We start from the raw sequence: 24521 nt of genomic DNA on the forward strand, positions 1-24521 counted from the left end.
ACCTTGGTCTGCTCTCTTGAAATCCTCAGCCCCTGATGCTTTGTAGAAGTCGTGCTGCATACAGAGCGCGTATTCAGCAGGGTAGCTCGGTGCGGCCCGACGTGTAATCCGTCCCGGCGATCCTGACTGAGAATCAAGCCGATTATTTTCATTTCCATTCATATGAAAGAATGGCTCGAACCCAACGCCAGGGCTAGATCCTCACGTTCCAGCAGGAATCATCTCTAAGGCTCAATATCAAACTAGAAACGGATACCGGTCCGAAGGTCTGGTTCGTCGCCTATTCGGACTACCCGGACCTGATCGGCGTGCCGTCTGGCTGAAGGATCCACCACGCGTCGCCGAACCCTTGCACACCCTGTCCATTGGCATCGCCCGGTTGTTCGTCCTTCACGAAGTAGTACAGCGGCCAGCCGTTCGCCGTCACCTGCGTCTCACCGGTTTCCCGGTCGAGCGTTCCGAGTTCGGCCGTCACGTTATCACCGGCAGTGGGCTTACCATCCACTGTGAGCGGCGGCCAGGCCCCAGCACAGTCGCCAGTGCACGCGCTCTCGCCGGCGCCCTGGCTGTCCTTGTCGAACATATACAGCGTCATCCCCTCCGAGTCGACTAAGATGTCGCCGTGTTCGGGATGTTCCCGGACTTGGACGGCCATCCCAGCGGCGTGGTCCGGAAGTTCATCGGGGACGCGGTCGATCTGCGCGAGGACGGTCTCGAACGACACTTCCCCGGCCTCCTGAATGTTCATCGGATCCAGCGCGTCCGCCTTGAGGACCTCGGGCGCCGTCAGCCACGGCCACTCGCAGTCCTCGTTCTGTTTGCTCGCCACGTTGAGTTCCTGTTCGAGAGCCGCCTTCGGGATCGGCGGGAAGAGTGGCGGCTCGGCTTTGAACGTGCCCACATAGTCCGGGACGTCTTTCTCGCTGACGTCGCCGACGACGACCCGCATGACCATCCCGAGGACCGAGTGGACGCCACAGTACAGGTCGTAAATCCCCGCTTGCTCAAATCGGTAGAGCCAGGCACCGTCCTCTTTGACGATCGGTGACGAGAACGCCGGGATGCCCTTGGGCACCCGCCTCTGGAACCCGTTTTCCGGATGGTAGGCCGTGATGGTGTGGTTCGGACTATTGTACGTGAACTGCACGATATCGCCGGCAGCCACGCTCAAGCCGGTCGGCTCGAAGTGGAAGAACGAAGGGACGCCCGGGTTTTCGGGATCGAACAACACTCTATGCAGTTCGACCTCGTGATCCGGGTCGAGGCCCTCTGGGAGATCCCCGGCGTCCGGTGTGGCGAAGCCGTACCGTAGGTCGATCTCCGCGTCGCCACGCTCGTCCTCTCTGTCTCCTTCGCCGCCCTGACCCTCGTCTCCGGTACCTTGGTGGTTGGATTCGTCGCCTGAGGCAGCTGCGAGACCGCCACCGGCTGAGAGCGCACCTCCAACACTCAGCATTTTCAGTAGTGAACGCCGCCTGAATTCAGACCAGTCGCCAGCTAACCCATCTGAGTCCGCTTGGGTTGTGTCCGCGTTTTGGGAAGTCATTGTATTGGTCACTCTTCCGTTGGCTGCTAAGCCGGAGTAAATATGTTGATTCAATGAACAAAAATGCATGTAACCGTTTTTTCATAACTCGAATACCCTACTCTGATTAGATCGAACGATACCTGGAGTAAGGAATGGTGTCAAATATATCATCAGTTCGAGAATCAGGGGGCGTGAGCCACCGGCCAAACAATGGTAATGACCAACACACCAATGCATCTGTGCGGTTATTGGAAGTTGAGCGACATGATAGTGCGTATGATGACAGAAACGGGCAAAGTTGAGCATAAAAGAAATCCACCTTCAATTCGACACAACTTCTGAAACAAATCATTGCTGAACCAATCGATGGAGTCGGTATCCAGAGATAGTACATCCCACCGGGTGCGACGATATCAACACCGCCATGGGTGGTTGATCGCGACCCGCGGTGGTACCACGGCCCAGACACGTTCAGCCCGACGCCTGACCGACGCGTTCCGAGCTGCGCTTCCCCGGTTAGCCTACTTCCCGATCGATGCCGGCGCCCGACGCTGTGTCGGGGCACGCTTCGCGCTGATGGAGACGACACTCTTCCCTGCATCCCTCTACCAGGACTATCACTTGGAGCTCTACCCGGAGACGACATTTGAGGTGGAATCAGTAATCAACACGCGCCCGAAGTCCCCGGCCCGAATGATTGTCCAGAGTCGCTAGATAATCATTAAGGGCTGCAGGGACAGGCGGCGTAGAATAGAACGATATCGCCGCTAACTCACTTGCTGCAGACGGCCTCTATATTCAGCACACCGCACCTGTCAAATTCTGAGGGTTTCAACAGCGTCAGGTGGTTGTTAACCGTGAGTAGCAGATGGAACCAAGGGACTATTCAGAATCTGCGGTAGCGGTAGTATTGCGGTTTTGCGGTGCGGTCCACCCCGACCGTAGGGAGGGGTGGGTATTTGGATTGAGTACCCTTCGGTACACTTCCTAAGGGGCCCTTGCCCAAACCGTGCAAAAGCGCCCGCGAAGCCACCGGCTGTCGAGTCGACCGCCGGACAAAATTACACGACGGGTGGCGTTGGAAAGCGGTTGGTATATAAACGAAACTATCCGCTGGATAGTGATGCCTCTCTGCTGGAGCCGTCTACCAGATGGGCCGACCCACGTTGTGCTTCCCGAGGTACCGTCCGTTCACGACGACACGATGCCCCTTCCGAATCTCGCCGTCGAGACCCTTCCAGTCGATGAGCGCGTTCTCGAAACGCTCGGTGGGAAGCGGTGACGCTTCGGCGGCGTCGAGCCCCGAGCGGAGTATCTTCAGCATCTCCTGCAAGCCAACCGGCCGTTTCAATTCCATCTCCAGCGGGTCCTGCGTCGAGTACACGACGATGCCGTGCCGGTTCGCCCAGCGCTCCAGGGCGCTGGGTTCGTCGTCGTCACTACGGCGTGAGAACGGCGACGCTCGCTCTGCGACGCGCTCCAGCGCGTCCATCGTCACGTCCTTCGTCGCACGCCAGCGCTCGGCGACATCCTCGATCTGGTCGCGAACGACGCCATCGCGGAACCGGACCATGCCGTTGTCGACCTCGATGATATCGGCGAAGCGTTCGGCGGCGCGGTACACCGTCGACGCCGATTTCCCGGCCTCGTCCGCAACCTCCTGGTAGTGCCGCTCGCCACCGTCGGTCATCGCGACCAGCACGTCCCACGCCCCCTCGGTCGTCTCCGGGCCGCGGAGCTGGTCGACCGCATCGGCCCGTTCCTGCTGTTCGAGATCGGGCATCGGGTTTGGATACACGTCGACGGCGTCCGCAGCTTGCCCGGGCTCGAAGTACGGGTCTTCGACCCACACATCCGACTCCGGCGTGAAGTCGACGCCGGCCCAGTGGAGCGCGTTCACGACGGTCTCACGGAACTCCTCGACCGCTGTATCGTAGCCCGACCACTGGATCGGAGACTCGCCGTCGGGGTAGTAGTCCGCCCAGTACTGACACTCGATTTTGTGGTGGTACAGCGGGTCGTCGCCCGATGATTCCGAGCGGACCCACTTTGGCTGGTAACACTTCAGCCGCTTCGCGAGCGTCTGGTTGGGCAACAGTCGCTTCCAGTTGTCGGGCGACAGCGCAACGGCCTCGTAGTGGCCCTTGATGTCCTCGTGGTCCCAGTGGTGCTCGCCCCGACCGCGCCCGTTCGAGAACTGCGAGAGATGTTCGAGGACGCCACCCTTGCCGGCGACCTTCCCGGTGGCGACCTCACGCATGATGCGCCCGTACAGTTCGAGCGCGTAGATGCGGGACCACTCGTGCGCCTCGACGAAGTACCCGGCGTCGATCGATAGGAACGACGCGAGCGACTGGAGCAACCCCAGCGCTTCGAACTGTGAGAGGTTCGTCGATTCGACCTGAACACGGACGGACTCAGGACACTCGGTCGGCATCCCGCCGATGAGGTCGCCAGTCTCGACGTGCCGGGCCTTCGGAAAGCCTGGACGGAACGTGAAGTCTGCCCCCAGTTCGTCATTCTCGTCGTCGACTGCGTAGACACCGAGTTTGTACTCGTTCATCGCGCCGTCGAACGTCGCCGACGGAGGGGCTTCAATTTTCCCCGACCAGTGTCTTGAGCGGGTGATTTCGAACTGCGTCCCGTCGAAGGTGAACGTCTCGTCACGCTCGTCGAGGTCGGGTTCGTACTGGCTGACCATCGCCCAGTACGGCGACAGACCACCGTCGTCGAAGATGGTATGCGCGCCGATTCGGTGGGGCTGAAGATCGATGACGTCCTCGATGCTGGTCGCGGCGCCAGTCATTCGGCCGCACCTCCGTCAGTCGCGTACTCGCCGAGCGTCGCAGCCTCGGTCTCCGGCGTGGTCTCACTGGTGTCGACACCGTCAGGCGAGTACCCCTCGGCGAGTCGCTCAGCGGCTGCCTCGTCGCGTTCCCGAAGGTCGCCAGCGGTGACACCGTCCTCGTCCTCGCAACAGTCACACGGCCGGCGTGGCCCGTGCGGGAGTCGATTAGGGCGCTCGCCGTGGAGACGAAGCCACTCCTCGCGCTGGTCCAGTCGGCGCATCACCGCTTCGCGGGGCTCGTCAAGGTCGACTGCGGAGTCGTACCGCTCATTCGCCAGTCGTCGTTCGACCGCCTTCCAGATACGGACGCGTTCGATCGTGTCGATGCCGTCGATGAGCGAGAAGACGACCTTCGCCGCGGTCGTGACGTCGCGATCTTCGACGAGCCGGACTTGCTGGGGGCCGGTCCCCTCGTGGTCGATCTGGCGTTTCGCGGACCGCGCCATGAGGTCCTGATCCAGCCAACGGGCCGGGTCTTCGCCGAGACGGTCGGCGAGGTCGGGACAGCGCAACCGCTCGCGGGTTTCGCTGCCCTGGTGCGTCGACGGCATCAGTCATCGGCCTCCCCGATGATATCGCTGAGAACATGTGGCCAGCCGAGTTTCGCGAGCGTGCCCTCGCGCCGATCGGTCTCGCGCCACCGACCACGGAGATGCTCGTCTAGGAGCGACGCCGGGATCACGGCGACCGCGACCAGTACACGCTCGTCGCTGGGCGTCGTCTCGTAGACCGCCAACGCGTAGTAGTCCGCACCGTCCAGGAGCGCCGCGTGCTGCCCGTCGTCGCGACCCTTCAGCACCCACCGACCACGCGACCGGCCAGCGCCGTCGCTGGTCCAGCGCTTCGCCGCCTTGATCTCGACGCGGGCACCGACGGGCAGAGTAGCTCGGTCACGACCGCGTCGTGATGCGCGTCGTCATCCTCGGCGGCCGCCAGCGCGTCGACGGCGCCGACGACGAGGTCCTCGACGTCGAGGCCGATGGCCTTTGGGTCGGCCAGCTCCGTGGCGCTACTCACGAGCCAACCCTCCAGAACCGCGAGAAGTGGTCACGGCTGGTCCAGGGCTTGACGATGGCGGAACCGCCACCGTAGGCCCACACAGTCGCCCCGAGAAGGTGTTCCCGCGCGATGGCGCGTTTACTCACCGGCACCACCCCAAATATCGTCGGCCGACCGGAACAGCCGGGAAGAGTCCTTCCGCGTCGAGCAACGCGGACAGAGCTCGTCGTGCTGGAGCGGCCCATCGTCGAGTTGATCCGGGCGGAGGTACCGCCAGCGGTTCCCGACCGGCGTCTCCTCGCCGCAGCCGTCGCACTCGAACGTATCCTGGCCGCCGTCGGTGGCAACCTCCCGGTCGCCGAGCCCGCATATCTCTCGGAGCGGCCGGTCGCGGTGGGCGCGTTCCCACGCGTAGGCGCCGTAAAGGCCGCCGACGAACCACGACAGCAGACAGTAGGTGAGGACGAGTGTCGCGGCCTCACCACCCGATGGGTACAGTGTCACTGCGACCCCTCCCGGTCAGTGACCGTATGCACCGAGCGGAAGACAAGTCTTAGTGCCCTGTGTATATTCGGACAGTGAATTTTTATAATATGTCTTGTATATTCTAACGATAATGGGCGACGAGGAGGATTCTGCCGACGATGAAAAAGAGAATCAGAGTCCGACCGAGGCGGCCGCTGAAGAAGCGTTCTTTGAGACGCTGGAAGCTGTCCTCGACGCGTTCTGAACGATCGACCGATACCATCGACGGATGGCTCAGTCATTCCACCCACCCCGGTCTATTTTATGATCTTCTTGACTATCAGACAGTATGCCGGTCTTTGAAGCTCTTAGATTCCTTCTCTGGGCCCTGGTGATCGCAGGTATCGTAGGCTTCGTCGGTGCACTTTCAATTGCCGGTGTCTGGTTATTTCTCCGCTCTGTTCGATCTGGGAATGAGCCGGACCGTCGGCAGTAAAGACTTTGATCGGTGTCGCTCGCAGACTGACCACCGTCGGTCATCGGCTGGCCGCCATCGCTACGAGCGAGGTTGTCGGCGTTCGCCGCGGCCCGGACACGGTTCGCTTGCCATGGCTGAATCTCGCAGAAGTGCCGCCAGATGATGAGCCAGCGCCGCTCGCAGGGGCTGCACATCTCGCGATACTCGCCGTCTGGCCACCGCATCCGGGTGGTTCGACCGATGGCACCGCAAGACTCGCACTCGTCGTCGTGCGACACCATCTAGACATCACCTCCCGCGCGGTCCCACTCGAACTCGTGGTCGACCGTCACGTCGCCGTTGAGGACTCGCGAGGCGAGCGTCCGGTCGGGGTAGTCATGATTCCCGAACTCGCTCGTGTCGGCGTCGTCGCCGGTGTCGATACTCCAGTGGAGTTTCGACCGCGTTCGGCCAGTCGTCAGGAACGTCTCGACGTCTTTTTCGGCGACCGTGTCCCAGCCGTCAGGGAAACACTGTTTGCAGAGATCGTGCCCGTCGACGCCTCGAGAGTCGGCCGATCGGCGGACCCAGTTCCCGTCCGTGAGACACGGAGTCTCCAGCGTGACGGTCATGGGCGGCACCTCCCGTCGTCGAGGGCGGGGCAGTGGGCGTGCTTATCAGCGAAGTCACCACAGTATCGACAGACTTCCCTCTCAGAAATCGCCCGACGGCGGGACCCGCGCTTGTTTAGCTGTTCATCTCGAATCTCTGAGGGAGGTGCTGAAAATCCGAAACGGCTAGCTAAGCGTTTAAGGACAGTGAAAACGCCGTTTCGGGTTCCCCCGACACGGCAGTTTATTTCAAGTGGACTCGCCGGGATTTGAACCCGGGGCCTCTCCCATGCCAAGGGAGTGATCTACCCCTGATCTACGAGCCCTCGTTGCATCCAATCGTACCCGACGGCCTTTCTTAAACCCATCGAACCGAATCGAACGTGCGAGTCGCTGCCGTCCCGCACTCCCGGCCGGGACTGCCACAATGTACAAGAGCGTCGAGTGCGACAGTCCGTCAGACACCGCGTAGCGTGGGGCTGCGCGAGGCGATACATGTACGGCAAGGGAACTAGTAGCGATAGGCTGGATGGCCGTCAGTGGTACGGCTTCGAAGTGGGGCGGGGGAACTGATGCGCGGACAGACGACGCTCGACTTCGCCATCGGGATGAGTCTCTTTCTTGCGGTGCTTATCTTCGTCTTCCTGTTCATTCCTGGCCTGCTGTCCCCGTTCACGGCGGGGGCACAGGACGAGACGGTCACCACCAACCGGGTCGCAGACCAGTTGACGAAGTCGACGCTCGGCGGGCCCGACCAGCCATACACTATCGACCGGTTCTGTACCGTCGAGTTCTTCGATGGGAACGGGCCGGGTCGCTGTGCGTACGACGACGAGTCGCTCAGCGAGCAGTTGGGACTGGACGCGAATCGGCAGAACGTCAACGTCACCATCCGTGGGAACGTGACGAAACAGCCGACAGAGAGCGAGGAGATTCTCTGCTGGGACGTCTCGGCGGACAGACTGCTGGAGCAGTCGGACTGTGTGGGGAGCGATGTCCGACTCGCCCGCGGCGACACGCCGCCGTCGACGAACGACGAGACGGTGACCGCACTGCGGGTCGTCTCGCTGAACTTGGAGGACATCACCCTCTACGTGGAGATGTGGTAACATGCGCGGGCAAGCACACACGCTGGAGGCAGTCGTCGCCGGACTGATGTTGCTGTCGAGTCTCGTTTTCGCGTTGCAGATGACGGCGGTGACGCCTCTGTCTGCGAGTACGTCGAGCCAGCATATCGAAAACCAGCAGCAGGCGACGGGGAGTGGCGTACTGGCGGCGGCGGCACAGAACGACTCGCTCAAGCCCGCCGTCCTCTACTGGAACAACACCTCAGAGCAGTTCCACGGCACGAACGAGGACTTAGGCTACTATACGAGTGGGCCACCGAACAACACGCTGGGTCAGATGCTCAACCGGTCGTTCGACCGGCGAGGCATCGCCTACAACGTCTACTTCTGGTTCCAGAACGAGAACGGCGACGTCATCAGTCGACGGTACATCTACAGCGGCGTCCCGAGCGACAACGCCGTCGGCGCGAGCCACACGATAACGCTGATGGACCACGACCACCTGTACGACGCCAACGAGACGAGGAACGCGACGGTCATACGGGACGACAGGGACACGTATCCGATACCGAACCTCCCCTCTAACGTCTACAACACGGTCCGTGTGGAGGTGATCGCGTGGCGGATCTAAACCGCGACGACCGGGGGCAGATCATCCTTATCGCGGCGTTCGCGCTCGCGGTGACGTTCGTCGCGCTGGCGCTCATCGTCAACTCCGCCATCTTCACCGAGAACCTCGCGAGCCGGGGCGAGACGGCGGGCAGCGACGACGCACTGGCGATGCGGGCGATGGTCGAGACCAACGCCGGAGCGGCACTGACGGCTGCCAACCGATACAACTACAGCACCGATAGCGTCCGTGACGAGGCCATCACGTTCGCTGTCAACAACACGAGCATGCAGACAGAGCAACAGCAGGCGATGACCGGCACGCTGGTGAACGTGTCCTATGCGCCGAGCGAGAGCGAAACCGGCGTCAGAATCGCACAGAACAGCACAGACGCGGCGAAGCCGACCTTCGAGTCGGCAAACGTATCACAGCCGTTCGATTCGAGCGCGAACTACACCCTCGCCAGGGATATTACGCGGTCTGGCACCGACGGAGAAAACGCGACCCGCGCGTTCGTCATAAACGCGACGACCAGCAGTATCCAGGAGGGCAACAGCTCGTCGTTCGAAGTCGAGGTTCGGGAGGCATCGGTGTTGGCTGGTGTCAACACGAACACGTGGCAGCTACTCATCTTCGAGTCTACCAGCAACAATTCTATCCACGTTCGAACGGCGGTTAACGAAGGTGGCTCCTACAGGGAGACACAGTGCGTGGTCGATCCGGAACGTTCGTACATTCACATCGACGTCACCGGCGGGACCGTTCAAGGAGAGCCCTGTCAGGCACTCGGGATCACTAGCGGTGGGGAAAACTACCAGTTCGGAGCCGGCGCAACAGACAACTACAACATCCGGTTCAACAACGCCAGCCAGATAGCGGGGAACTTTTCGCTGGTCGTGCTCGACCCAGACACGCCCGACTCAATCATAGCGAACGTCCAAGACGGCCCGGGTTCTAACAGTGACAACCCCTACTGGACCGACGCATACTACGAGATTACCGTCGAGTACAGCTACGATACACCGAACCTGCGGTACGTGACAGACATCAGGGTCGCACCGGGTGAGCCAGATGACTAACCGTGCGGTCTCGACGACGCTCTCCTATACGCTGACACTGTCGATATCGGCGTTGCTGATAACCGGCCTCCTCGTCGCCGGCACCGACTACGTCAACGACCGACGGGAACAGGTCGTCCGTGAGGAACTCACCATCATCGGACATCAGGTGGCGTCTGATCTCTCACGGGCCGACCGATTGGTCCGGGCCGGGCAGAGTCCGACGGTCCGGATGAACCAGACGTTCCCGGACCGCGTCTCGGGCAGTAGCTACGACGTCGCAGTCGAGAACCAGGAGACGCTCGTCCTGACGTCGACCGACCCCGAAGTGTCTGTCACGGTCAGTCTGGAGGTCAAGACGGACCTCAGGTCCGGGTCGACGGCCGACGGTGGCGTCGTCCAGATCTGGTACGACAAAGGTCCGAGTGAACTGGTGATAACCGATGTCTGACCGCGCCGTGAGCGAGGTGCTGAGCTTCACGCTGGTCTTTACGCTCATCGTCGCCTCTATCGCACTCATCTCGGTGGGCGGCCTCGGGAGCCTGCAAGACGTTCGCGACGTCGAGCAACTGGAGAGTGCAGAGCGCGCCTTCGACGTGCTCGCGGACAACGTCGCGGACATCCACCAACGCGGTGCGCCGAGTCGCGCGACCGAGATCAGCCTTGGCGAGTCCCAACTCCGAACCGGCGACAACGTGACGATGCGCGTCGAACTCGAGGGCGGAGGCGGCCTTCCACAGGACTTCGAGTGGGACATACGACCCATCGTCTACGAGGGTAACGACGACCGAAGAATCGTCTACGAGGCTGGTGCCGTGTTCCGGACGAACCGCGACGGCGGCGTGGTCGTCCGCGAACCGCCACTCGTCGTCGACGAGAAACGGATGCTCGTGACGGTAGTGGGCGTCAACCGACCCAACGTCCAGAGTCTCAGCGGGTCGACGGTGCTCGTCCGGATGAACCACCGCGGTTCGAACGTCTTCTACCGGAACCGGTCTGCCGACGTCGACAGCGTCCAGATCACGATGAGTTCGACGCCGCGAGCGTCGCTCTGGGCCGAGGTGTACAGTAGATACGGCTTCAGTTGCACTCTGCCGAGTCAGACGAGCGTCGAGTGTACGTACAATCCGGGCAACATCGACCGCGTCTACGTCGTCTATCACGACGTCAGGGTCAACATCGATAAGTGATCAGGTGCTGGTGACGTTGACCTGATTGACCGACGCGTGAATGTACGTGACCTTCACGACGGAGTCGTCCCGTGAGAGGATGTTCCGGGTCCGTAGCGCCTCGTCGTAGTGGATGCCGCCCTTCCCGCTGTTCTCGATAGTGGTCTGACCGGTGAGGATACCGCCGTAGACGAGGCCGCCGTCGATAGTCACGCTGCCGGTGCCAGTGACGCCCGGGGGCGCGTAGATGACGCCGACGTACTTCGCCGGGTGAGAACTACTCCCGCCACCGATTGTCACGGTCAGGTTGTCGCGACCGTAGGCGCGGAACTGCGGTGCGTCGTCACCGAGGTTCGTCACCGCGGCGTCGTCGTCTAAGAAGATGTGGTCCGTGTGTCCGCCGGTCCCGCCGACGTAGAGGCTGACGGTGCCCGGGCCTTCGACCTCGATGGTCGCACCGTCGCCCAGTTCGACGTTCTCCTGCACCGCGAGGACGATGTCGCCGCTGGTCGTATCGAGCGTCAGCGTGTCGCCGGACGCGACGGTCAGGTCTGTGAGGTAGTACGTCCCGTCCTCCAGTTCCGCGGTGCCGGAGGTGTAATCGATGTTCTCGCCGTCCGCCGGCGTCCCGGCGTTGTCGTTGTCGCTGGCGGCCGTTTCGAGTCGGTCGCGGACGATGCCGTTTATCGCTGCGGCCTGGTCGACGCCGCTGATCTGCTTGACGCTCCCGTCGGGGTCGACGATGCGACTCTGACAGTCGCTCACGCTGGGACTGCAGTTGTCCGTGTAGCTGATGTTCCCGTCGACGTCCGGTTTCCCGGACCCGCTCCCGACGATGACGCTCCGACCGGAGACGAGGTCACCGTTGAAGTCCTCGCCAGCGGCGCCACCGCTGATGTCGATGTTCTGGCCGTAGACGACGTCCCCGTCGTCCCCGAGGTTCCCGTTGTCGGCCTGCGTACAGTAGTCGTTGGTCGTGCCACTAGAGTTGTAGCTGTCCGTGTAAACGTCGGCCGCGGCCCCACAGGTGTCGTTTCGCGTCGCACCCCCGTTGACGGTGAACCCCCCACTCGCCGAGAGGCTAGACGTCGCGGAGGTGAGTCGCTGCTTGTCGACGGGGGCGACCAGTTCCGCGGTGACGACGTTGTTCGCGTGTTCGTACTCGACGTCGCCGTCTGTTCGTGTCTCGAAGAACGCCCCCCACGCACGGTAGTATCGACTCCTGACCGTGACGGTGACGCGGCCGTTGTTCAGCGGATTCTGGAACTGCGTGTTGAGTTTCTTGTTCGGAAAGTACCGCGTGGTGTTGTTGTGGGTGACGACCGCCCTCCCGTCGAGCGACGACTCGCCCTGTACGGTCACGAGCGGGAGCGTCAGCGTCGCGTTCCGGTAGTGGAACTCCGGTGGCGAAATCATCACCGAACGGTCACCACGGTCTGACTGCCAGACGCCGCCGCCCTGATACGCTATCGTCCGGTCGTTCTCACTCTCGTAGACGACGGCGCCCATCGTCTCGTTGTAGATCGTGGTCTGGGTGCCCGTCGTCGTGTTCTCGTACGAGAGGTTCATCCACCCAGCGCCCTCCTCGACGCGGTACTGCTGGCTGCCGCGCTCCGAGAGGCTGACCTGCTGGACGCCGGACTGGCCCAGTGCGACGAGGGCCGTCCGGGAGTCCAGTTCGGTCATCGCCTTCTGTGTCCGTTCTGTGCCGAGTTCCGACTGCGTGCTGGTGATTGCGCCAGCACTGAGCGCGACCACCGCCGTCGTCGCGACGATCATCACGGCGAGCATCAGTGCCACCCCGAGTGGCGCAGACTGCGCGCGTTGGCGCCGCTGGCCATCCTCGGAGTCGATTGGCGATCGCATTGCGACGAATTAGATATCATCCGTGATAAGCACGATGGCCGATTGGTGAGAACTGATAGCTTCATCGGGGCGATCGCCTACGGTGAGAGTATCGTCAGAGAAACCGAACTGTCACTCCCGCACGGCGCTGATTACGACGCCGTGACGTTGACTCGGTTGACCGAGACGTGGAGGTAGGTCAGTGCAGGTATCGTTCGCGCGTTCTGGACGCTCTGGACGTTCGTCAGCGCTTCGTCGTAGTGGACGCCGTAGTTGTTGCTGACGAACGAGACGTCGCCGACGATACCGCCATAGACGTGCGCATTGTTGTTGAGCGTCGCAGACGTCCCGGGATTGGTACCGTCCCCCGGACCGTACAGGACTCCGACGAAGACGGCGTTGTTGTCGAACGTGGCGCTCGCGCCGGGGTTCGTGTACACCCAGAAGTTCGGGGCCTCGTCACCGGTAACGGAGTTGTAGGCGTTCTGCCCGTAGGTCACGTCGCCTTCGACGTAGAGGTTGACGCGGTTACCACCGACGACTTCGATGTTCGCGTTGTTCGGAAGGGTGACGTCGCCATCAACGACGATATTCACTGGCCCGCCGCTGCTGTCGATTCGGAGGGTCCCCGGAACGCTCATAGAATCTAGGTAATACGTCCCGGCAGTCACCTCACAGGTCGACCCGCAGTTCTCCAGCGTGTTCGTGCTCTCGTCGATGTCCACGCTCGGGTCGTCGTTGTCGTTCTCGCTGCTGTCGTCGGCGCCGACTCGCCGATTGTCGATGAGCAGTTCCACGGAGTCCGGTGAGGTGACGGACGCGTTCTGTGCGTCCCAGCCGTCGACGCCGCCCGGATATCCCCCTCCAGAGGCCGTCCCGCCGTACGAGAGGTTGCCACGAATCTCACCGTTGTTGTCGATATCGACGTCGCCGCCAGCCTCCAGACTCCCCTTGATCACGGCGTTGTTCTCGACGACGACGTCGCCGGCAGTGATGATTCGGGTTTCCTCTGCTACCGTCGCACTGTAGTCGCCGTTCGAGGAGTTGTAGCTGTCTGCCTCGGCGTTGTTCTTGATGGTCATCGACGTGCCGGGCGCCCCCGAGACGATACCGCCGGCGACTGGGGGGTTCGTGGCTGGAACAGAGAGGGTAAGCGTCACCTCCTCGTTCACGTGGTCGTACGCCACCCCGCCGTCCGTCCGCTCCTCGAAATACTCGCCCCACGCCCGATAGTACTCGCTCTGGACGACGACGTTGACGCGACCGCTCTGTAGGGGATTCGTCCGGCCGAGCGTCGCGTTCGGATAGGCCTGCATCGACCCGTTGTCGGTGACGGTGGCCTGCCCACTGAGCGACGAATCGCCGGAGATAGTCACTAGCGGAAGCGTCAGCGTGGCGTTCCGATAGTGCAGTTCAGGTGGCGAGACCATCACTCCCTGTCCGTCCGCGTTCGTCCGCCAGACGCCACCACCCTGATACGCGACCCTCGTTCCGCCCTCGCCCTCGTAGACGACTTTGCCCATCTCCTGTTCGATGATAGGCGTCGCGACGCCGTCGACTTCGACACGTATCTCACCGCCGTCGGTCCCATCGACCACCCGATATCTGTTCGACCCAACCGCCGAGAGGTCGACTCGCTGGACCTCCGACTGACCGAGCGCAACGAGTGCGGCTTGTGAGTCCAGTTGCGTCAGTACTTTATTGGTCCGCTCGGCGTCCAGTTGGCTCTGCGTACTCGCGATGGCGTCGGCACCCAGCGCGACGACAGCCGTCGTCGAGACGATCATGACCGTGAGGACGAGTACGACTCCCAACGGCGCACTCTGCCCCCGAGGCCCGACGCTGCCACCCCTTCCCGACATAGTTTATTACAGCTACTTCTGACATAATACTCTTGGCGTGGTATCGAACACTGAATGTGGCTCGGTACCGTTACTCCCCGTAGCTGACGGTGGTCTCCTCGGCGACTGGCTTGAGTACGTACCGGCCGGTCCCGCCCCGAGCCACCGGCGCGAAGTCCGCAGTAAAGCGCGTCGTCCGGCCGGTTCGAATCTCGAACGACTGCGGGAACTTCAGGCGGGCGTTCCCGGGCGTCGTGACCATCGCCATGCCACCGTCCGCGAGCGACGCTTCGACGGTCGAAATACCAAGTTTGAGGTAGGCGTACTCCTCGGTTTGGAGCTCTACTGTCTCGGCGAGTGCGGCCGCCTCACCGGTCAGGTCGACGAGGTCGAGGGTGACGCCGCTGACACTGAAGGTCAGTTCGTCGCCGTCGTGGTCTGCCGTCTCGGTGGCCGACGCCGCCGGCAGGACGCGAATCTCGTCTACGGAGACGACACAGGACTCGAAATCGCCGATGTCGCCGGGCTGGTCACTGACGTACGTGGCGAGCGTCCCCGTCGGCCCGTCGCTGGCACACCCGGCGACGACGGCGCCGGTGACCGCGACGCCGCTTTGCAGGAACGCACGCCGATCCATGCACCCACCGTGGATGTACCAGTACAAATGTCTACTGGCCACGGAGACGAGATGGAAACGGTTTAGTCGCGTGACCGACGACGCCTCTACGGGAACAGCACGACCGCAAATCTGACACGCCGTGGGCTTCCACGGCTCGGGATTGCGGCCGTGTTTGGCATCGTCCGATGCCGATACGCCTCGCTACCGGCAGCGACGAGCGGTTCGTGCGGTTCCAATCGACAACAATGGCACGAATGCACACACGCCGTCGCGGCTCGTCCGACTCGGACAAGCCCGCGGCAGACGAACCCCCGGAGTGGAGCGACGTCGACGACGACGCCGTCGAAGCACGCGTCGTCGAACTCGCAGAGCAGGGTCACTCGCCCAGCGAAATCGGTCTCAAACTACGCGACGAAGGTGTTCAGGGCACGCCCGTCCCGAACGTCAAACTCGCGACCGGCAAGAAGGTCACCGAGATTCTCGAGGAGAACGACGCCGACGGCGACGTCCCCGAGGACCTCCGGAACCTGATGGAGCGCGCAGTGCGTCTGCGTGACCACATGGACGAGAACCCCGGCGACCACCAGAACAAGCGTGCACTCCAGAACACGCAGTCGAAGATTCGCCGACTCGTCGACTACTACCGCGGTGACGAACTCGACGAGGACTTCACCTACAGCTACGACAAGGCCGTCGCGCTGCTCTACGAAGACTGATGTCGACCACCGGTCGGGAACAGCCGCCAGCCCCAGCCCCCAGTGACGTCGCCGCGTCGCTCGGCGCCGCCGACTTCGTTCGGCTCGTCAGCGACGCGACCGGCGCTTCGCTGGCCGCGACGGGCGTACTGGCACGGGCACTCGACGCCGCCGGAACGCCGTTCCAGGCGAGCGTCGTCGCCCCCTTCGCTGACCCCGACCGGACGACGGAGGCCGACTCGACAGTCGCCCTCGGTCGCTCGCTCCCGACTGCCGACCACACGCTGGCCGACCGGCCGACCGCGGCCGCCTTCGAGGTGGCGCGCGAACTCGGCACCGCGACCAGTCCGACCCTCGCGCTCGCCGGCACTATCGCTGGTGGCGACGTGGACGGGTCGGTCGAGAGCGCCGCCGAACAGGCGGGCCTCGACCGCCGCCCCGGACTCGCGGTACCGGTCGCGGACCTCGCCGACGGACTGGCCCACTCGACGCTGCTTTCGGGCCCCTTCTCGGGGGACGAGGAGCAGGCACGAGCGACGCTGGCCGAACTGGCACTGCCCGCCGACCCGACCGACGACGACCACCGGCGCGTCGCGTCGCTGGTCGCGCTGTCGGTCACCGGCGTGGACGACGCGCCACCGCGGGCCGCCGACGCCCTCGGTCGCGTCCTCCACCCCTACGTGGGCGGGCCGTTCGAGACGGTCGGCGGCTACGCCGACGTGTTAGACGCCGTCGCCCGGGAGCGACCGGGGACGGGAATCGCACTCGCGCTCGGGCACGACAGCGTCCACGAGGACGCCCTCTCGGCGTGGCGAACCCACGCCCGCCGGGCCCACGCCGCCGTCGACGACGCGACGACCGGCCGATACGACGGCCTGTTCGTCGCCCGCGGCGACCAGATGCCGGTCGGCACCGTCGCCCGTCTCGTGGCCGATTTCCGCGCGCCCGAACCCGTGACGCTCGTCGTCACGGACGGCGAGGCCGCCGCCCGCGCCACCGACGGCCGGGACGTGGCCGCGGCGATGCGGGCCGCCGCCGACGCCGTCGACGGCGAGGCGGTTGGGCACGCTACCCGCGCCAGAGCGAGATTCGACGTGCCGACCGCGGACCTCATCGAAGCGTTCAGGGAGGCACTATGAGACGGGCCGAGATCCGCACGACACACGGCTCGCCCGCCCGCGCAGAACGCGTCGCGGCCGCACTCCGGCCGGACAACACCGACGAGATGACCACCCGCGTCGAAGACGACGCCGTGGTCACCACCGTCGAGCGCGACTCGACGGGCGGGTTGCAGTCGACCGTCGACGACTACGTCGTCAACCTCCGGGTCGCAGCACAGCTATCCGACCAATCCATACAATCCAACCATGAGTGAACGAAGCGTCTCAAAGCGCAAACAGCAAAAGCGGTGGTACACCGTGCAGGCTCCCGAACAGTTCGACCGGGAGGTTCTCGGTGAGACACCCGCAGACGAACCGGACCAGGTGCTCGGTCGCACCATCGAAACGACGCTGGGCGAACTGAACAAGGACGCCAGCGAGAACAACACGAAGCTGACCTTCAAGATCAACGAGGTCGCCAGCGACTCCGCGTACACGGAGTTCGTCAAGCACGAGCTAACGCGGGACTACCTGCGCTCGCTCGTCCGCCGCGGCTCCTCGAAGGTCGAGGCCTTCATCACCGTGCTGACGACGGACGACTACCGCGTCCAGATTCAGCCGGTCGCCGTCACGACGAAGAAGGCCGACGCCTCCCAGGAGAAGGCCATCCGCCGCACGATGATCGACCTCGTCGAGGAGACCGCGAAGGACCGCACCTTCGAGGAACTCGTCGACAGCGTCGTCGAGGGACGTCTCTCCTCGGCCATCTACGGCGAGGCCAAGGAGATCTATCCCCTCCGCCGCGTCGAGATCCAGAAGACCACCCTCGAGGCTCGCCCCGAGGAAGTCGCCGCCGAAGAGGAGACGGCCGTCGACGTCGACGAGGAAGACGTCGAAGTCGAAGAAGCCTAACTCCGTTCGGCACACAGCCGACTATTCTTCGGTCGTTTCCGGGTCGTCAGTGACGACTACGGTGCCGACCATCCCGCCGCGTTCGTGCGGGATGCAAAAGTACGGGTACTCGCCGCGCACCTCGAAAGTGTGTTCGAAGGACTGTCCCTCGAACAGCGTCCCGTCCGAACTGTTCCCCCACGCGTCTCGGGCGGCCTGTTCCGACTCGAACCCGCCCGAGGCGAAGAAGTCGGCGCCCTCGGGGAGGGTGTCCTCGTAGGCGGTGACGGTGTGGCCCTGTTTGCTCGTGTTGAGCCACGTCACGGTGGTGCCCGGTTCGACCCGCAGTTCCTGTGGCCGGAACACCTTCGCGCCCATCCCGACGTCGTAGTCGGTGTTGGCGCTCCTGCCACCGATACATCCGGCCAGACCGACTGCCGTGGCCGGCCCGACTGCCCGGAGAAACGCTCGTCGGTCCATAGCCCCGCTCGGTACCGGACGGACAAAGACGACTCGGTTCGGTACGAGTGAGCGAGAAGCGAGCCGTGAGCGGGGCGCGCTGTCGAAGGGCGAGCTCTCAGTCCCGGAAGGTGAGTCCGTCGCGCAACTCGCGGACGTCGGCGAGCAACTCGTCGACGTCGCGCTCGCCGTCACCGGGCATCGTGACGTGGCCCATCTTCCGCAACTCGTACACCTCGTGCTTGCCGTACCAATGGAGGTGCGCGCGCTCGGTCTCGAAGACGTTCTCGTCGCCGTACAGCACCGCTGGTTGAGGCTCGTCGACGTCGCCCAGAATGTTCGTCGAGACGGTGGGGTCGCGCTGCTCGGTCGTTCCCAGTGGCATCCCCAGCACCGCGCGGACGTGCTGTTCGAACTGCGAGGTGTGACAGCCCTCGATGGTCCAGTGGCCGGAGTTGTGCGGCCGCGGGGCGATTTCGTTCAGGAGAATCTCGTCGTCGGCCGTCTGGAACAGTTCGATGCCGAAGACGCCACGGCCGTCCATCACGTCTAAGACGTCCAGCGCCACCTCGCGGGCGCGGTCACGGACCGCTTCGCTCGCGCGGGCCGGCGCGACGCTCTCGCGGAGGATCTCTTCTTCGTGGATGGTCTCGGTGACCGGGAACGTGTCGCGTTCGCCGTCGCCGCGACAGCCCATCACGGCCAGTTCACGCTCGAAGTCGACCATCTCTTCGACCATCGCCGGGCCGGCGACATCGTCGACGGCCGCCTCGACGTCCTCGGGACCGGAGACCGGGACGTTCCCGCGCCCGTCGTAGCCGCCAGTGCGGGCCTTCAGCATCGCGGGGTAGCCGAGTTCATCGCAGGCCTCGCGCAAGTCCTCGGCCGTCTCGACGGCGCGGAACGCCGGGACCGGAACCCCGGCCTCGGAGAGCCGCCGTTTCTGGACGAGTTTGTCCTCTATCGTCCGGAGCGTCTCGGGGTCGGGGTGGACCGGCGTCCCCGTCTCCTCGGCGACTCGTTCGAGGACGTCGGGGTCCGCGAGCTCTATCTCGTAGGTGAGGACGTCCGCTCGCTCGGCCAGTCGGCGGAACGTCTCCTCGTCGTCGAAGTCGCCGACCAACTGGTCGCGAACGACCGGCGTGGCCGGACAGTCCGGCGTCGGGTCGGCGACGACCAGTTCGACGCCCAGCGGCGCGGCCGCCTCTCCCATCATGCGTCCGAGTTGCCCACCGCCGACCACACCGACGGTCGGACCGGGCGACGTACGTGTCATGTGCCGCGCTTTCGCTGGCGAGCGCTTAAGCGTTGATTTCTGGGCCGACGAGAACGTGGTCGGCCTCACTCGACCGTCGCGTTGCCCGCGTACTCCTCGTGTGTCCAGACGGTGAAGGTGTTCTTGTAGCCGCTGGTGCGCATCATGTAGCTCTCGTTCGTGTAGCCCGCCGACCGCAGGCGCTCTCTGGGCACCGTCGAGTCGTACACCTGCGTGATGACGATAGGTGGCTGATTCTGCATCGTTCGCACGCCGAGCGCCGTCTCCTGGTTCTCACAGGCGACGTTCGCGTCGCTGGCCGCGAAGTACCACGGTAGCGGGAGCGTGTTGTGCCACTCCAGACAGGTCGGCTGGAGGTTCCACCACGCGTCGTCCCACGTGTCCCTGCTCTCCTCGACGTAGGCGTTGTTGTCGTCGTAGGCGTCGCCCGACTCGCCGTGGTAGACGACGACGTCGGGGCCGCCGTCGTGGGCCGTCGCGATGCGGTCCATCTCGGTCAGTGCCTGTCTGACAGACTGGTCTGGCTGGGCGAACTGGACGAGTTCGTTGCTGTCGGCGGTCGTGTTGGTGTAGACGCGAGTGACGGCGACGTTTGCGACGAGCACCGTCAGCAGGAGGAAGACGACGGCCGCGATGGCGACGCCCGTCTCGTCGTCGGTCGACAGCGACTCGACCCCCCAGCGGAACACCGCCGCGAGGGCGACGCCCGCCGGGACAGCAAGCGGGACGACGGCGTGGGTGACGATCCACGGCGCGCCGATGTCGGTTCCCAGCGGGTAGCCGAAGACAGAGACGAACCCGCCATAAAAGAGGAACGGGACGAGGTGGCGCGGCACGGTGTAGCCGAGTCGGTCGAGGACGTAGCCGAGGCCGGCAAAGGCCGTCAGCGGAGCCGAGGCGTACGCCATCGCCTTGACGAACACGCCGAGGTGGCGCTCGTAGTCGTCGAAGGTCTTCTCGGAGGCGGGGTTGAGCCACTCGCCCCACTGGTCGATCACGCGGTCGACGGTCACCTGCAACATATCACCGAACAGCGCCGGATTCGTCACGCCCTCCCAGAAGCCGACAGAGCCGGCAGACGGGGGCGCAGGCGGGTGCTTGATACCGGCGACACCGGCACCGCGTGGCGCATAGAAGAACAGTGAGACGACGGCGAACAAGGCCACGGCCAGCGCAATGTGGCCGACGTAGATTCCGAACACGCCAAGCGGGCTGTCGTGACGGTCACGAAACGCCCGGACCGCCTCGACGGCGAGGGCGACATCGCCCTTCACCCGGCCGACGACCCGGTCCCGAATCTCGCCCGCCGAGGGGGTGTCCGTGACGAAGAGGACGGCGTCGCGAAAGCCGTTGGGCAGAACCAACACTTTCGCGAGCAACAGTCCCGTCGCGCCGAGCCACGTCAGTACGTAGACGATGGCGTTCTCTTTCGAGGCGAAACCGAGTGCCATGAACCCGGTGATAGCATAGAGGTAGCGTGGCTTCCGGGTGTCGTAGAATCGGACGAGAAAGCCGAACGCGGCGAACATGAACGCGGCGACGAGGACGTCGCTCCGCATGAACCGTGAGTAGTACAGCAACACTGGGTTGACCGCGAGCAAGAGCGCCACGGCGACCACTTCCGTCCGGCGGAGGTGCCGGCGGAACAACAGCGCTGTCAGGGGCATGAGACCCCCGACGACGGCGACAGGGAGGCGCATCGCGAAATCCGACGGACCGATAACGGCGAACAGCCATCGGTCGACGTGTTGGATGAACGGTCCGTGGATGATGTACCGGTAGGCGAACGACCCGGTGTCGCCGAAGTGCCATGCCCAGTAGGCGACCCGGCCCTCGTCGAAGTGGGCGACGCGCTGTCCGAGCGAGACCAATCGCAAGACGAGCGCGAGGAGCGTGACGCCGACGACGAGTTTGATCGTCGCGTATTCGTCGGATCGCGCCCACGAACTGACGCGGCGGCGCGTGTTCTTGAGGACGGGCAGTACACCGCTCGACGTAGCCATATGGTGGTGGCAAGCAGGGGCAGGATTAGAACCCTTCTGGTTCGCCGTGCCGGAACGGTAGTTCTTTAGGGATAACAGCCACCCACACAGGTATGGTGCAGCTCGGATTGGTCGTCGCCCAGTACGACAAACACGGTGCCGTCATCGAGGCGATGAGACAGTCGGCCAGCGCTGCAGCGGCCGACCACGACGCAGACATCGTCGAGACAGCCACCGTGCCCGGGGCCTACGACACGCCGCTGGCGGCCGACCGACTGGCGCGTCGGGAGGACATCGACGCCGTGGCAGTGCTGGGGGTCATCATCGAAGGCGACACCGACCACGACCAGGTCATCGCCGACGCCGCCGCACAGGGCCTGACCGACGTCTCGCTCGAACGGGACACCCCCGTCACGCTGGGCATCATCGGTCCGGGCATGAGCAAGGACGAAGCCGAGGCACGCACGCAGAAGGGTGGCTCGGCCGTCACGAGCGCCATCGAACTCGCAAGACTATGACTATGGACTTCGCTTCCCGCGTCGAACGTGTAGAACCGAGCGCGACACTCGCGATTAGCAACAAGGCCGCCGAACTCGAAGCCGAGGGCAAGGACGTCGTCGACCTCTCGGTCGGCGAACCCGACTTCGACACGCCCGAGAACATCAAGCAGGCCGCAAAGGACGCGCTGGACGCCGGCCACACCGGGTACACGCCGTCGAACGGCATCCCCGAACTCAAGGACGCCCTCGTCGAGAAACTCCACGACGACGGCCTCACCCAGTACGGCGCCGAGAACCTCATCGTCACGCCGGGTGGCAAACAGGCCCTCTATGAAATCTTCCAGACCCTCATCGACGACGGCGACGAAGTCGCCCTGCTTGACCCCGCGTGGGTCTCCTACGAGGCGATGGCGAAACTCGCTGGCGGGTCACTCACCCGCGTCGACACGGCCGCTCACGACTTCCAGCTAGAGGGTGCGCTCGACGACCTCGCCGACGCGGTGTCGGACGACACCGAACTGCTCGTCGTCAACTCGCCGGGTAACCCCCACGGCGCCGTCTACTCCGATGCGGCCCTCGAAGGCGTCCGCGACCTCGCCGTCGAGCACGACATCACCGTCATCTCCGACGAGATATACAAGGAGATCACCTACGACGGCGTCGAGGCGACGAGCCTCGGCACCCTCGACGGCATGGAGGACCGCACGATCACGCTCAACGGGTTCTCGAAGGCCTACTCGATGACCGGGTGGCGGCTGGGCTACTTCGCCGCGCCGGAAGAACTCGTCTCGCAGGCCGGGAAGGTCCACTCTCACTCCGTCTCCTGTGCCGTCAACTTCGTCCAGCACGCCGGCATCGAGGCGCTCACCAACACCGACGAGGCCGTCGAGGAGATGCGCCAGGCCTTCGCCGAGCGCCGCGAGTTCCTCATCGGTCTGTTCGAAGAACACGGCGTCCACGTCCCGGAACCGCAGGGCGCGTTCTACATGATGCCGGAAGTCGCTCCGGACGGCGACGACACCGAGTGGTGTGACGCCGCGATCTCGGACGCACAGGTCGCCACCGTCCCCGGTAGCGCGTTCGGGACGCCCGGCTACGCCCGCATCTCCTACGCGAACAGCAAGGAGCGCCTGCAGGAAGCCGTCGACCGACTGGCCGAACACGACCTCATCTAACTCCCTCCCTTCTCGTCGTTTCGTAGTTTCGCCAGCGCCGCAGTCCCGATTCCCGCCAGCGTCGCCAGCGGCCCGAATCCGGGGCCGCTCTCTCCGGTGGTCGTCACCGCCGATGACGCGTCTGTCCGCGCTGAACCTGTCGCCCCCGTCTCCGTGGCGGTGGTCCGTGTCTTCGAGCGCCGCGTCGTCCGTGTGTCAGTCCGCGTCGCCGTCGCGTCTGCCCCGCGTTCGGCGATGCGGACCACCCAACTCCCGCGGTCCGAAGCGGACTCGAAATCGCCGGTCAGCAAGACCCCACCGTCGACCGGGAACAGGTCGTGGGGCGCGACGGCGGCGTCGAACGGTTCGAGCGTGACGGTGTCGGGCGACCCTGCCGGCCCGGTCTGTAGGAGTCGAATTCGGGGCGAGTCGTTTCGGTCGCCGACGAAGACGGCGCTCCCGTCGGCCAGTCGCAGGGCCGCCCGCGGGTTCGCTCGGTCGTCGCCCGCGAAGTTGTGCGTCCACTCGCGCTGCATCCGGCCGTCGGCCGAGAGATAGCTGATGCGCCACGCGTCCGTGCCGTCGTCCTCGTAGATGCCGGACGCGGCGACGCCGCCTCCGGGACCGAACCCTGCGGCGTCCGTGTACTCCTCCGTCCACCGGTGTTCCCAAACCCGCTGTCCCTCGGCGTCGATTCGGTCGAGCCAGCCGTCGAACGCCGACTTGTACGCGTAGCCACTGGTCACCAAGTCGCCGTCGAGAGCGTCGGTGATGGTCGCCCCGAACCCGTCGCGAGTGTGGTCCCAGCGGACGGTCCCCGACGAGTCGAGACACTGGATGCGGGCCGAGACGGCGTGTGTCGTGATACTGTTGGAGACGACCGCAACCCGGCCGCCATCGAGCGGTTGGACGCCGATTTCATCGTCGTGATACCCCACCGGGACGCGGTGTCGCCACGACAGTGCCCCGTCGGCCGACAGCCGTGCGACCATCACCCGGTCGTCAGTCTCCGTGCGCCCGGCGGTGAGAGCGCCACCGTCGTCGGTTCCGGTGACGGTCTCGGGCGAAGGCACGTCGTCGAACTGCCGGGACCAGACGCTCGTCCCGTCGTCGTCGACCGCGTGGAGCGTGGTAGTCTGGTCGGAGTGGTCGGTGAGCAGCAGCGTCCGACCGTCGACCCGGGCGCTGTCTAGCAGTCTGCCGTCACCGACCGTCGTCCGCCAGTCGACGGCGAGGGAACCGGTATCGGCCGCGTCGGTGGGGCTGACGGCCAGCGGTGACAGGGCGATGGCAGCGAGGAGGGAGCGGCGACGGAGGGGCATGGGCTACGACAGCACCCACCCAATC

26 protein-coding genes and 1 tRNA gene are annotated in these 24521 nt (G+C 64.3%); 12 read left to right on the forward strand and 15 right to left on the reverse strand.

The window, feature by feature from the left end:
• Nucleotides 1–289: 289 nt before the first annotated feature.
• Nucleotides 290–1546 (reverse strand): plastocyanin, encoded by a 1257-nt coding sequence (locus G9465_RS14865; RefSeq protein WP_166971325.1) that lies wholly within the window; start codon nt 1544–1546, stop codon nt 290–292.
• Nucleotides 1547–1894: 348 nt separating this feature from the next.
• Here G9465_RS14865 and G9465_RS26410 point away from each other — a divergent pair, with 348 nt between their 5' ends.
• Complete coding sequence (locus G9465_RS26410) at nt 1895–2242, forward strand: cytochrome P450 (RefSeq protein ID WP_166971327.1); 348 nt, start codon at nt 1895–1897, stop codon at nt 2240–2242.
• 430 nt (nt 2243–2672) lie between these two features.
• On the opposite strand, the gene G9465_RS14875 is transcribed toward G9465_RS26410, so the two are convergent.
• From G9465_RS14875 to G9465_RS14905, 7 genes are all read right to left on the reverse strand, one after another.
• A complete protein-coding gene (locus tag G9465_RS14875; protein ID WP_166971329.1) occupies nt 2673–4334 on the reverse strand; it encodes a hypothetical protein in 1662 nt (553 codons plus the stop codon).
• Complete coding sequence (locus G9465_RS14880) at nt 4331–4927, reverse strand: hypothetical protein (protein WP_166971331.1); 597 nt, start codon at nt 4925–4927, stop codon at nt 4331–4333. Before G9465_RS14880 ends, G9465_RS14875 begins: the two co-directional genes overlap by 4 nt.
• A complete protein-coding gene (locus G9465_RS14885; RefSeq protein ID WP_166971333.1) occupies nt 4927–5175 on the reverse strand; it encodes a hypothetical protein in 249 nt (82 codons plus the stop codon). Before G9465_RS14885 ends, G9465_RS14880 begins: the two co-directional genes overlap by 1 nt.
• The gene (locus G9465_RS14890; protein ID WP_166971336.1) at nt 5169–5393 is read right to left on the reverse strand and encodes a hypothetical protein; all 225 of its coding nucleotides are present in this window, start codon (nt 5391–5393) and stop codon (nt 5169–5171) included. Before G9465_RS14890 ends, G9465_RS14885 begins: the two co-directional genes overlap by 7 nt.
• Before the next feature lie 120 nt (nt 5394–5513).
• Nucleotides 5514–5879: a hypothetical protein gene (locus G9465_RS14895; protein WP_166971338.1), complete on the reverse strand. Its 366-nt coding sequence runs from the start codon at nt 5877–5879 to the stop codon at nt 5514–5516.
• A gap of 720 nt (nt 5880–6599) precedes the next feature.
• On the reverse strand, nt 6600–6929 hold the full coding sequence (locus G9465_RS14900; RefSeq protein ID WP_166971340.1) for a hypothetical protein: 330 nt from the start codon (nt 6927–6929) through the stop codon (nt 6600–6602).
• A gap of 233 nt (nt 6930–7162) precedes the next feature.
• Nucleotides 7163–7234, reverse strand: a tRNA-Ala gene (locus G9465_RS14905).
• A 246-nt stretch (nt 7235–7480) separates the two neighbouring features.
• Between G9465_RS14905 and G9465_RS14910 the strand changes: the two genes are divergently transcribed.
• From G9465_RS14910 to G9465_RS14930, 5 genes are read left to right on the forward strand one after another with little or no spacing between them, the layout of a single operon-like run.
• Nucleotides 7481–8017: a hypothetical protein gene (locus G9465_RS14910; RefSeq protein ID WP_166971342.1), complete on the forward strand. Its 537-nt coding sequence runs from the start codon at nt 7481–7483 to the stop codon at nt 8015–8017.
• A gap of 1 nt (nt 8018) precedes the next feature.
• Complete coding sequence (locus tag G9465_RS14915; RefSeq protein ID WP_166971344.1) at nt 8019–8606, forward strand: hypothetical protein; 588 nt, start codon at nt 8019–8021, stop codon at nt 8604–8606.
• A complete protein-coding gene (locus tag G9465_RS14920; protein ID WP_166971346.1) occupies nt 8594–9664 on the forward strand; it encodes a hypothetical protein in 1071 nt (356 codons plus the stop codon). Before G9465_RS14915 ends, G9465_RS14920 begins: the two co-directional genes overlap by 13 nt.
• Nucleotides 9657–10094: a hypothetical protein gene (locus G9465_RS14925; protein ID WP_166971348.1), complete on the forward strand. Its 438-nt coding sequence runs from the start codon at nt 9657–9659 to the stop codon at nt 10092–10094. The genes G9465_RS14920 and G9465_RS14925 overlap by 8 nt, the downstream gene beginning before the upstream one ends.
• Nucleotides 10087–10833, forward strand: coding sequence for a hypothetical protein (locus G9465_RS14930; RefSeq protein ID WP_166971350.1), 747 nt, complete (start codon nt 10087–10089; stop codon nt 10831–10833). The genes G9465_RS14925 and G9465_RS14930 overlap by 8 nt, the downstream gene beginning before the upstream one ends.
• Here the strand turns inward: G9465_RS14930 and G9465_RS14935 are convergent, their stop codons facing one another.
• The 3 genes from G9465_RS14935 to G9465_RS14945 all read right to left on the reverse strand — a co-directional run bounded on the left by G9465_RS14935 (nt 10834) and on the right by G9465_RS14945 (nt 15135).
• The gene (locus G9465_RS14935) at nt 10834–12678 is read right to left on the reverse strand and encodes a hypothetical protein (protein ID WP_166971352.1); all 1845 of its coding nucleotides are present in this window, start codon (nt 12676–12678) and stop codon (nt 10834–10836) included. It lies immediately after the preceding gene.
• A 131-nt stretch (nt 12679–12809) separates the two neighbouring features.
• Entirely contained in the window at nt 12810–14519 is a 1710-nt protein-coding gene (locus G9465_RS14940) for a hypothetical protein (RefSeq protein ID WP_227015574.1), read from the reverse strand.
• 70 nt (nt 14520–14589) lie between these two features.
• Nucleotides 14590–15135 (reverse strand): DUF4382 domain-containing protein, encoded by a 546-nt coding sequence (locus G9465_RS14945; protein WP_166971354.1) that lies wholly within the window; start codon nt 15133–15135, stop codon nt 14590–14592.
• 227 nt (nt 15136–15362) lie between these two features.
• On the opposite strand from G9465_RS14945, the gene G9465_RS14950 reads away from it, so the two are divergent.
• Genes G9465_RS14950 through G9465_RS14965 form a run of 4 tightly spaced genes read left to right on the forward strand, consistent with a single transcriptional unit; the run spans nt 15363 to nt 17824 of the window.
• Nucleotides 15363–15833, forward strand: a complete 471-nt coding sequence (locus tag G9465_RS14950; protein WP_166971356.1) for a 30S ribosomal protein S15 — start codon at nt 15363–15365, stop codon at nt 15831–15833.
• Complete coding sequence (locus G9465_RS14955; RefSeq protein WP_166971358.1) at nt 15833–16951, forward strand: hypothetical protein; 1119 nt, start codon at nt 15833–15835, stop codon at nt 16949–16951. Before G9465_RS14950 ends, G9465_RS14955 begins: the two co-directional genes overlap by 1 nt.
• Complete coding sequence (locus G9465_RS14960) at nt 16948–17187, forward strand: KEOPS complex subunit Pcc1 (RefSeq protein WP_166971360.1); 240 nt, start codon at nt 16948–16950, stop codon at nt 17185–17187. The genes G9465_RS14955 and G9465_RS14960 overlap by 4 nt, the downstream gene beginning before the upstream one ends.
• Nucleotides 17180–17824, forward strand: coding sequence for a 30S ribosomal protein S3ae (locus G9465_RS14965; RefSeq protein WP_166971362.1), 645 nt, complete (start codon nt 17180–17182; stop codon nt 17822–17824). The genes G9465_RS14960 and G9465_RS14965 overlap by 8 nt, the downstream gene beginning before the upstream one ends.
• 21 nt (nt 17825–17845) lie before the next feature.
• Here G9465_RS14965 and G9465_RS14970 read toward each other — a convergent pair whose 3' ends face one another.
• The 3 genes from G9465_RS14970 to G9465_RS14980 all read right to left on the reverse strand — a co-directional run bounded on the left by G9465_RS14970 (nt 17846) and on the right by G9465_RS14980 (nt 21541).
• Nucleotides 17846–18283: a plastocyanin/azurin family copper-binding protein gene (locus G9465_RS14970; RefSeq protein WP_166971364.1), complete on the reverse strand. Its 438-nt coding sequence runs from the start codon at nt 18281–18283 to the stop codon at nt 17846–17848.
• Between the two features lie 97 nt (nt 18284–18380).
• Nucleotides 18381–19538 carry a 5-(carboxyamino)imidazole ribonucleotide synthase gene (locus G9465_RS14975; RefSeq protein ID WP_166971366.1) on the reverse strand — a complete coding sequence of 386 codons (1158 nt, stop codon included), beginning with the start codon at nt 19536–19538 and terminating at the stop codon, nt 18381–18383.
• A gap of 65 nt (nt 19539–19603) precedes the next feature.
• On the reverse strand, nt 19604–21541 hold the full coding sequence (locus G9465_RS14980) for a flippase activity-associated protein Agl23 (protein ID WP_166971368.1): 1938 nt from the start codon (nt 21539–21541) through the stop codon (nt 19604–19606).
• A 92-nt stretch (nt 21542–21633) separates the two neighbouring features.
• Here G9465_RS14980 and ribH point away from each other — a divergent pair, with 92 nt between their 5' ends.
• Together ribH and G9465_RS14990 are read left to right on the forward strand one after the other, a co-directional pair.
• Entirely contained in the window at nt 21634–22038 is a 405-nt protein-coding gene (ribH, locus tag G9465_RS14985; RefSeq protein WP_166971370.1) for a 6,7-dimethyl-8-ribityllumazine synthase, read from the forward strand.
• Nucleotides 22035–23195: a pyridoxal phosphate-dependent aminotransferase gene (locus G9465_RS14990; RefSeq protein WP_166971372.1), complete on the forward strand. Its 1161-nt coding sequence runs from the start codon at nt 22035–22037 to the stop codon at nt 23193–23195. Before ribH ends, G9465_RS14990 begins: the two co-directional genes overlap by 4 nt.
• Here the strand turns inward: G9465_RS14990 and G9465_RS14995 are convergent.
• Nucleotides 23192–24496 carry a hypothetical protein gene (locus G9465_RS14995; RefSeq protein WP_166971374.1) on the reverse strand — a complete coding sequence of 435 codons (1305 nt, stop codon included), beginning with the start codon at nt 24494–24496 and terminating at the stop codon, nt 23192–23194. The genes G9465_RS14990 and G9465_RS14995 overlap by 4 nt on opposite strands.
• Nucleotides 24497–24521 lie beyond the last annotated feature (25 nt).

This window comes from Haloarcula sp. JP-L23 (assembly GCF_011602445.1).
Classification (GTDB): domain Archaea; phylum Halobacteriota; class Halobacteria; order Halobacteriales; family Haloarculaceae; genus Haloarcula; species Haloarcula pellucida.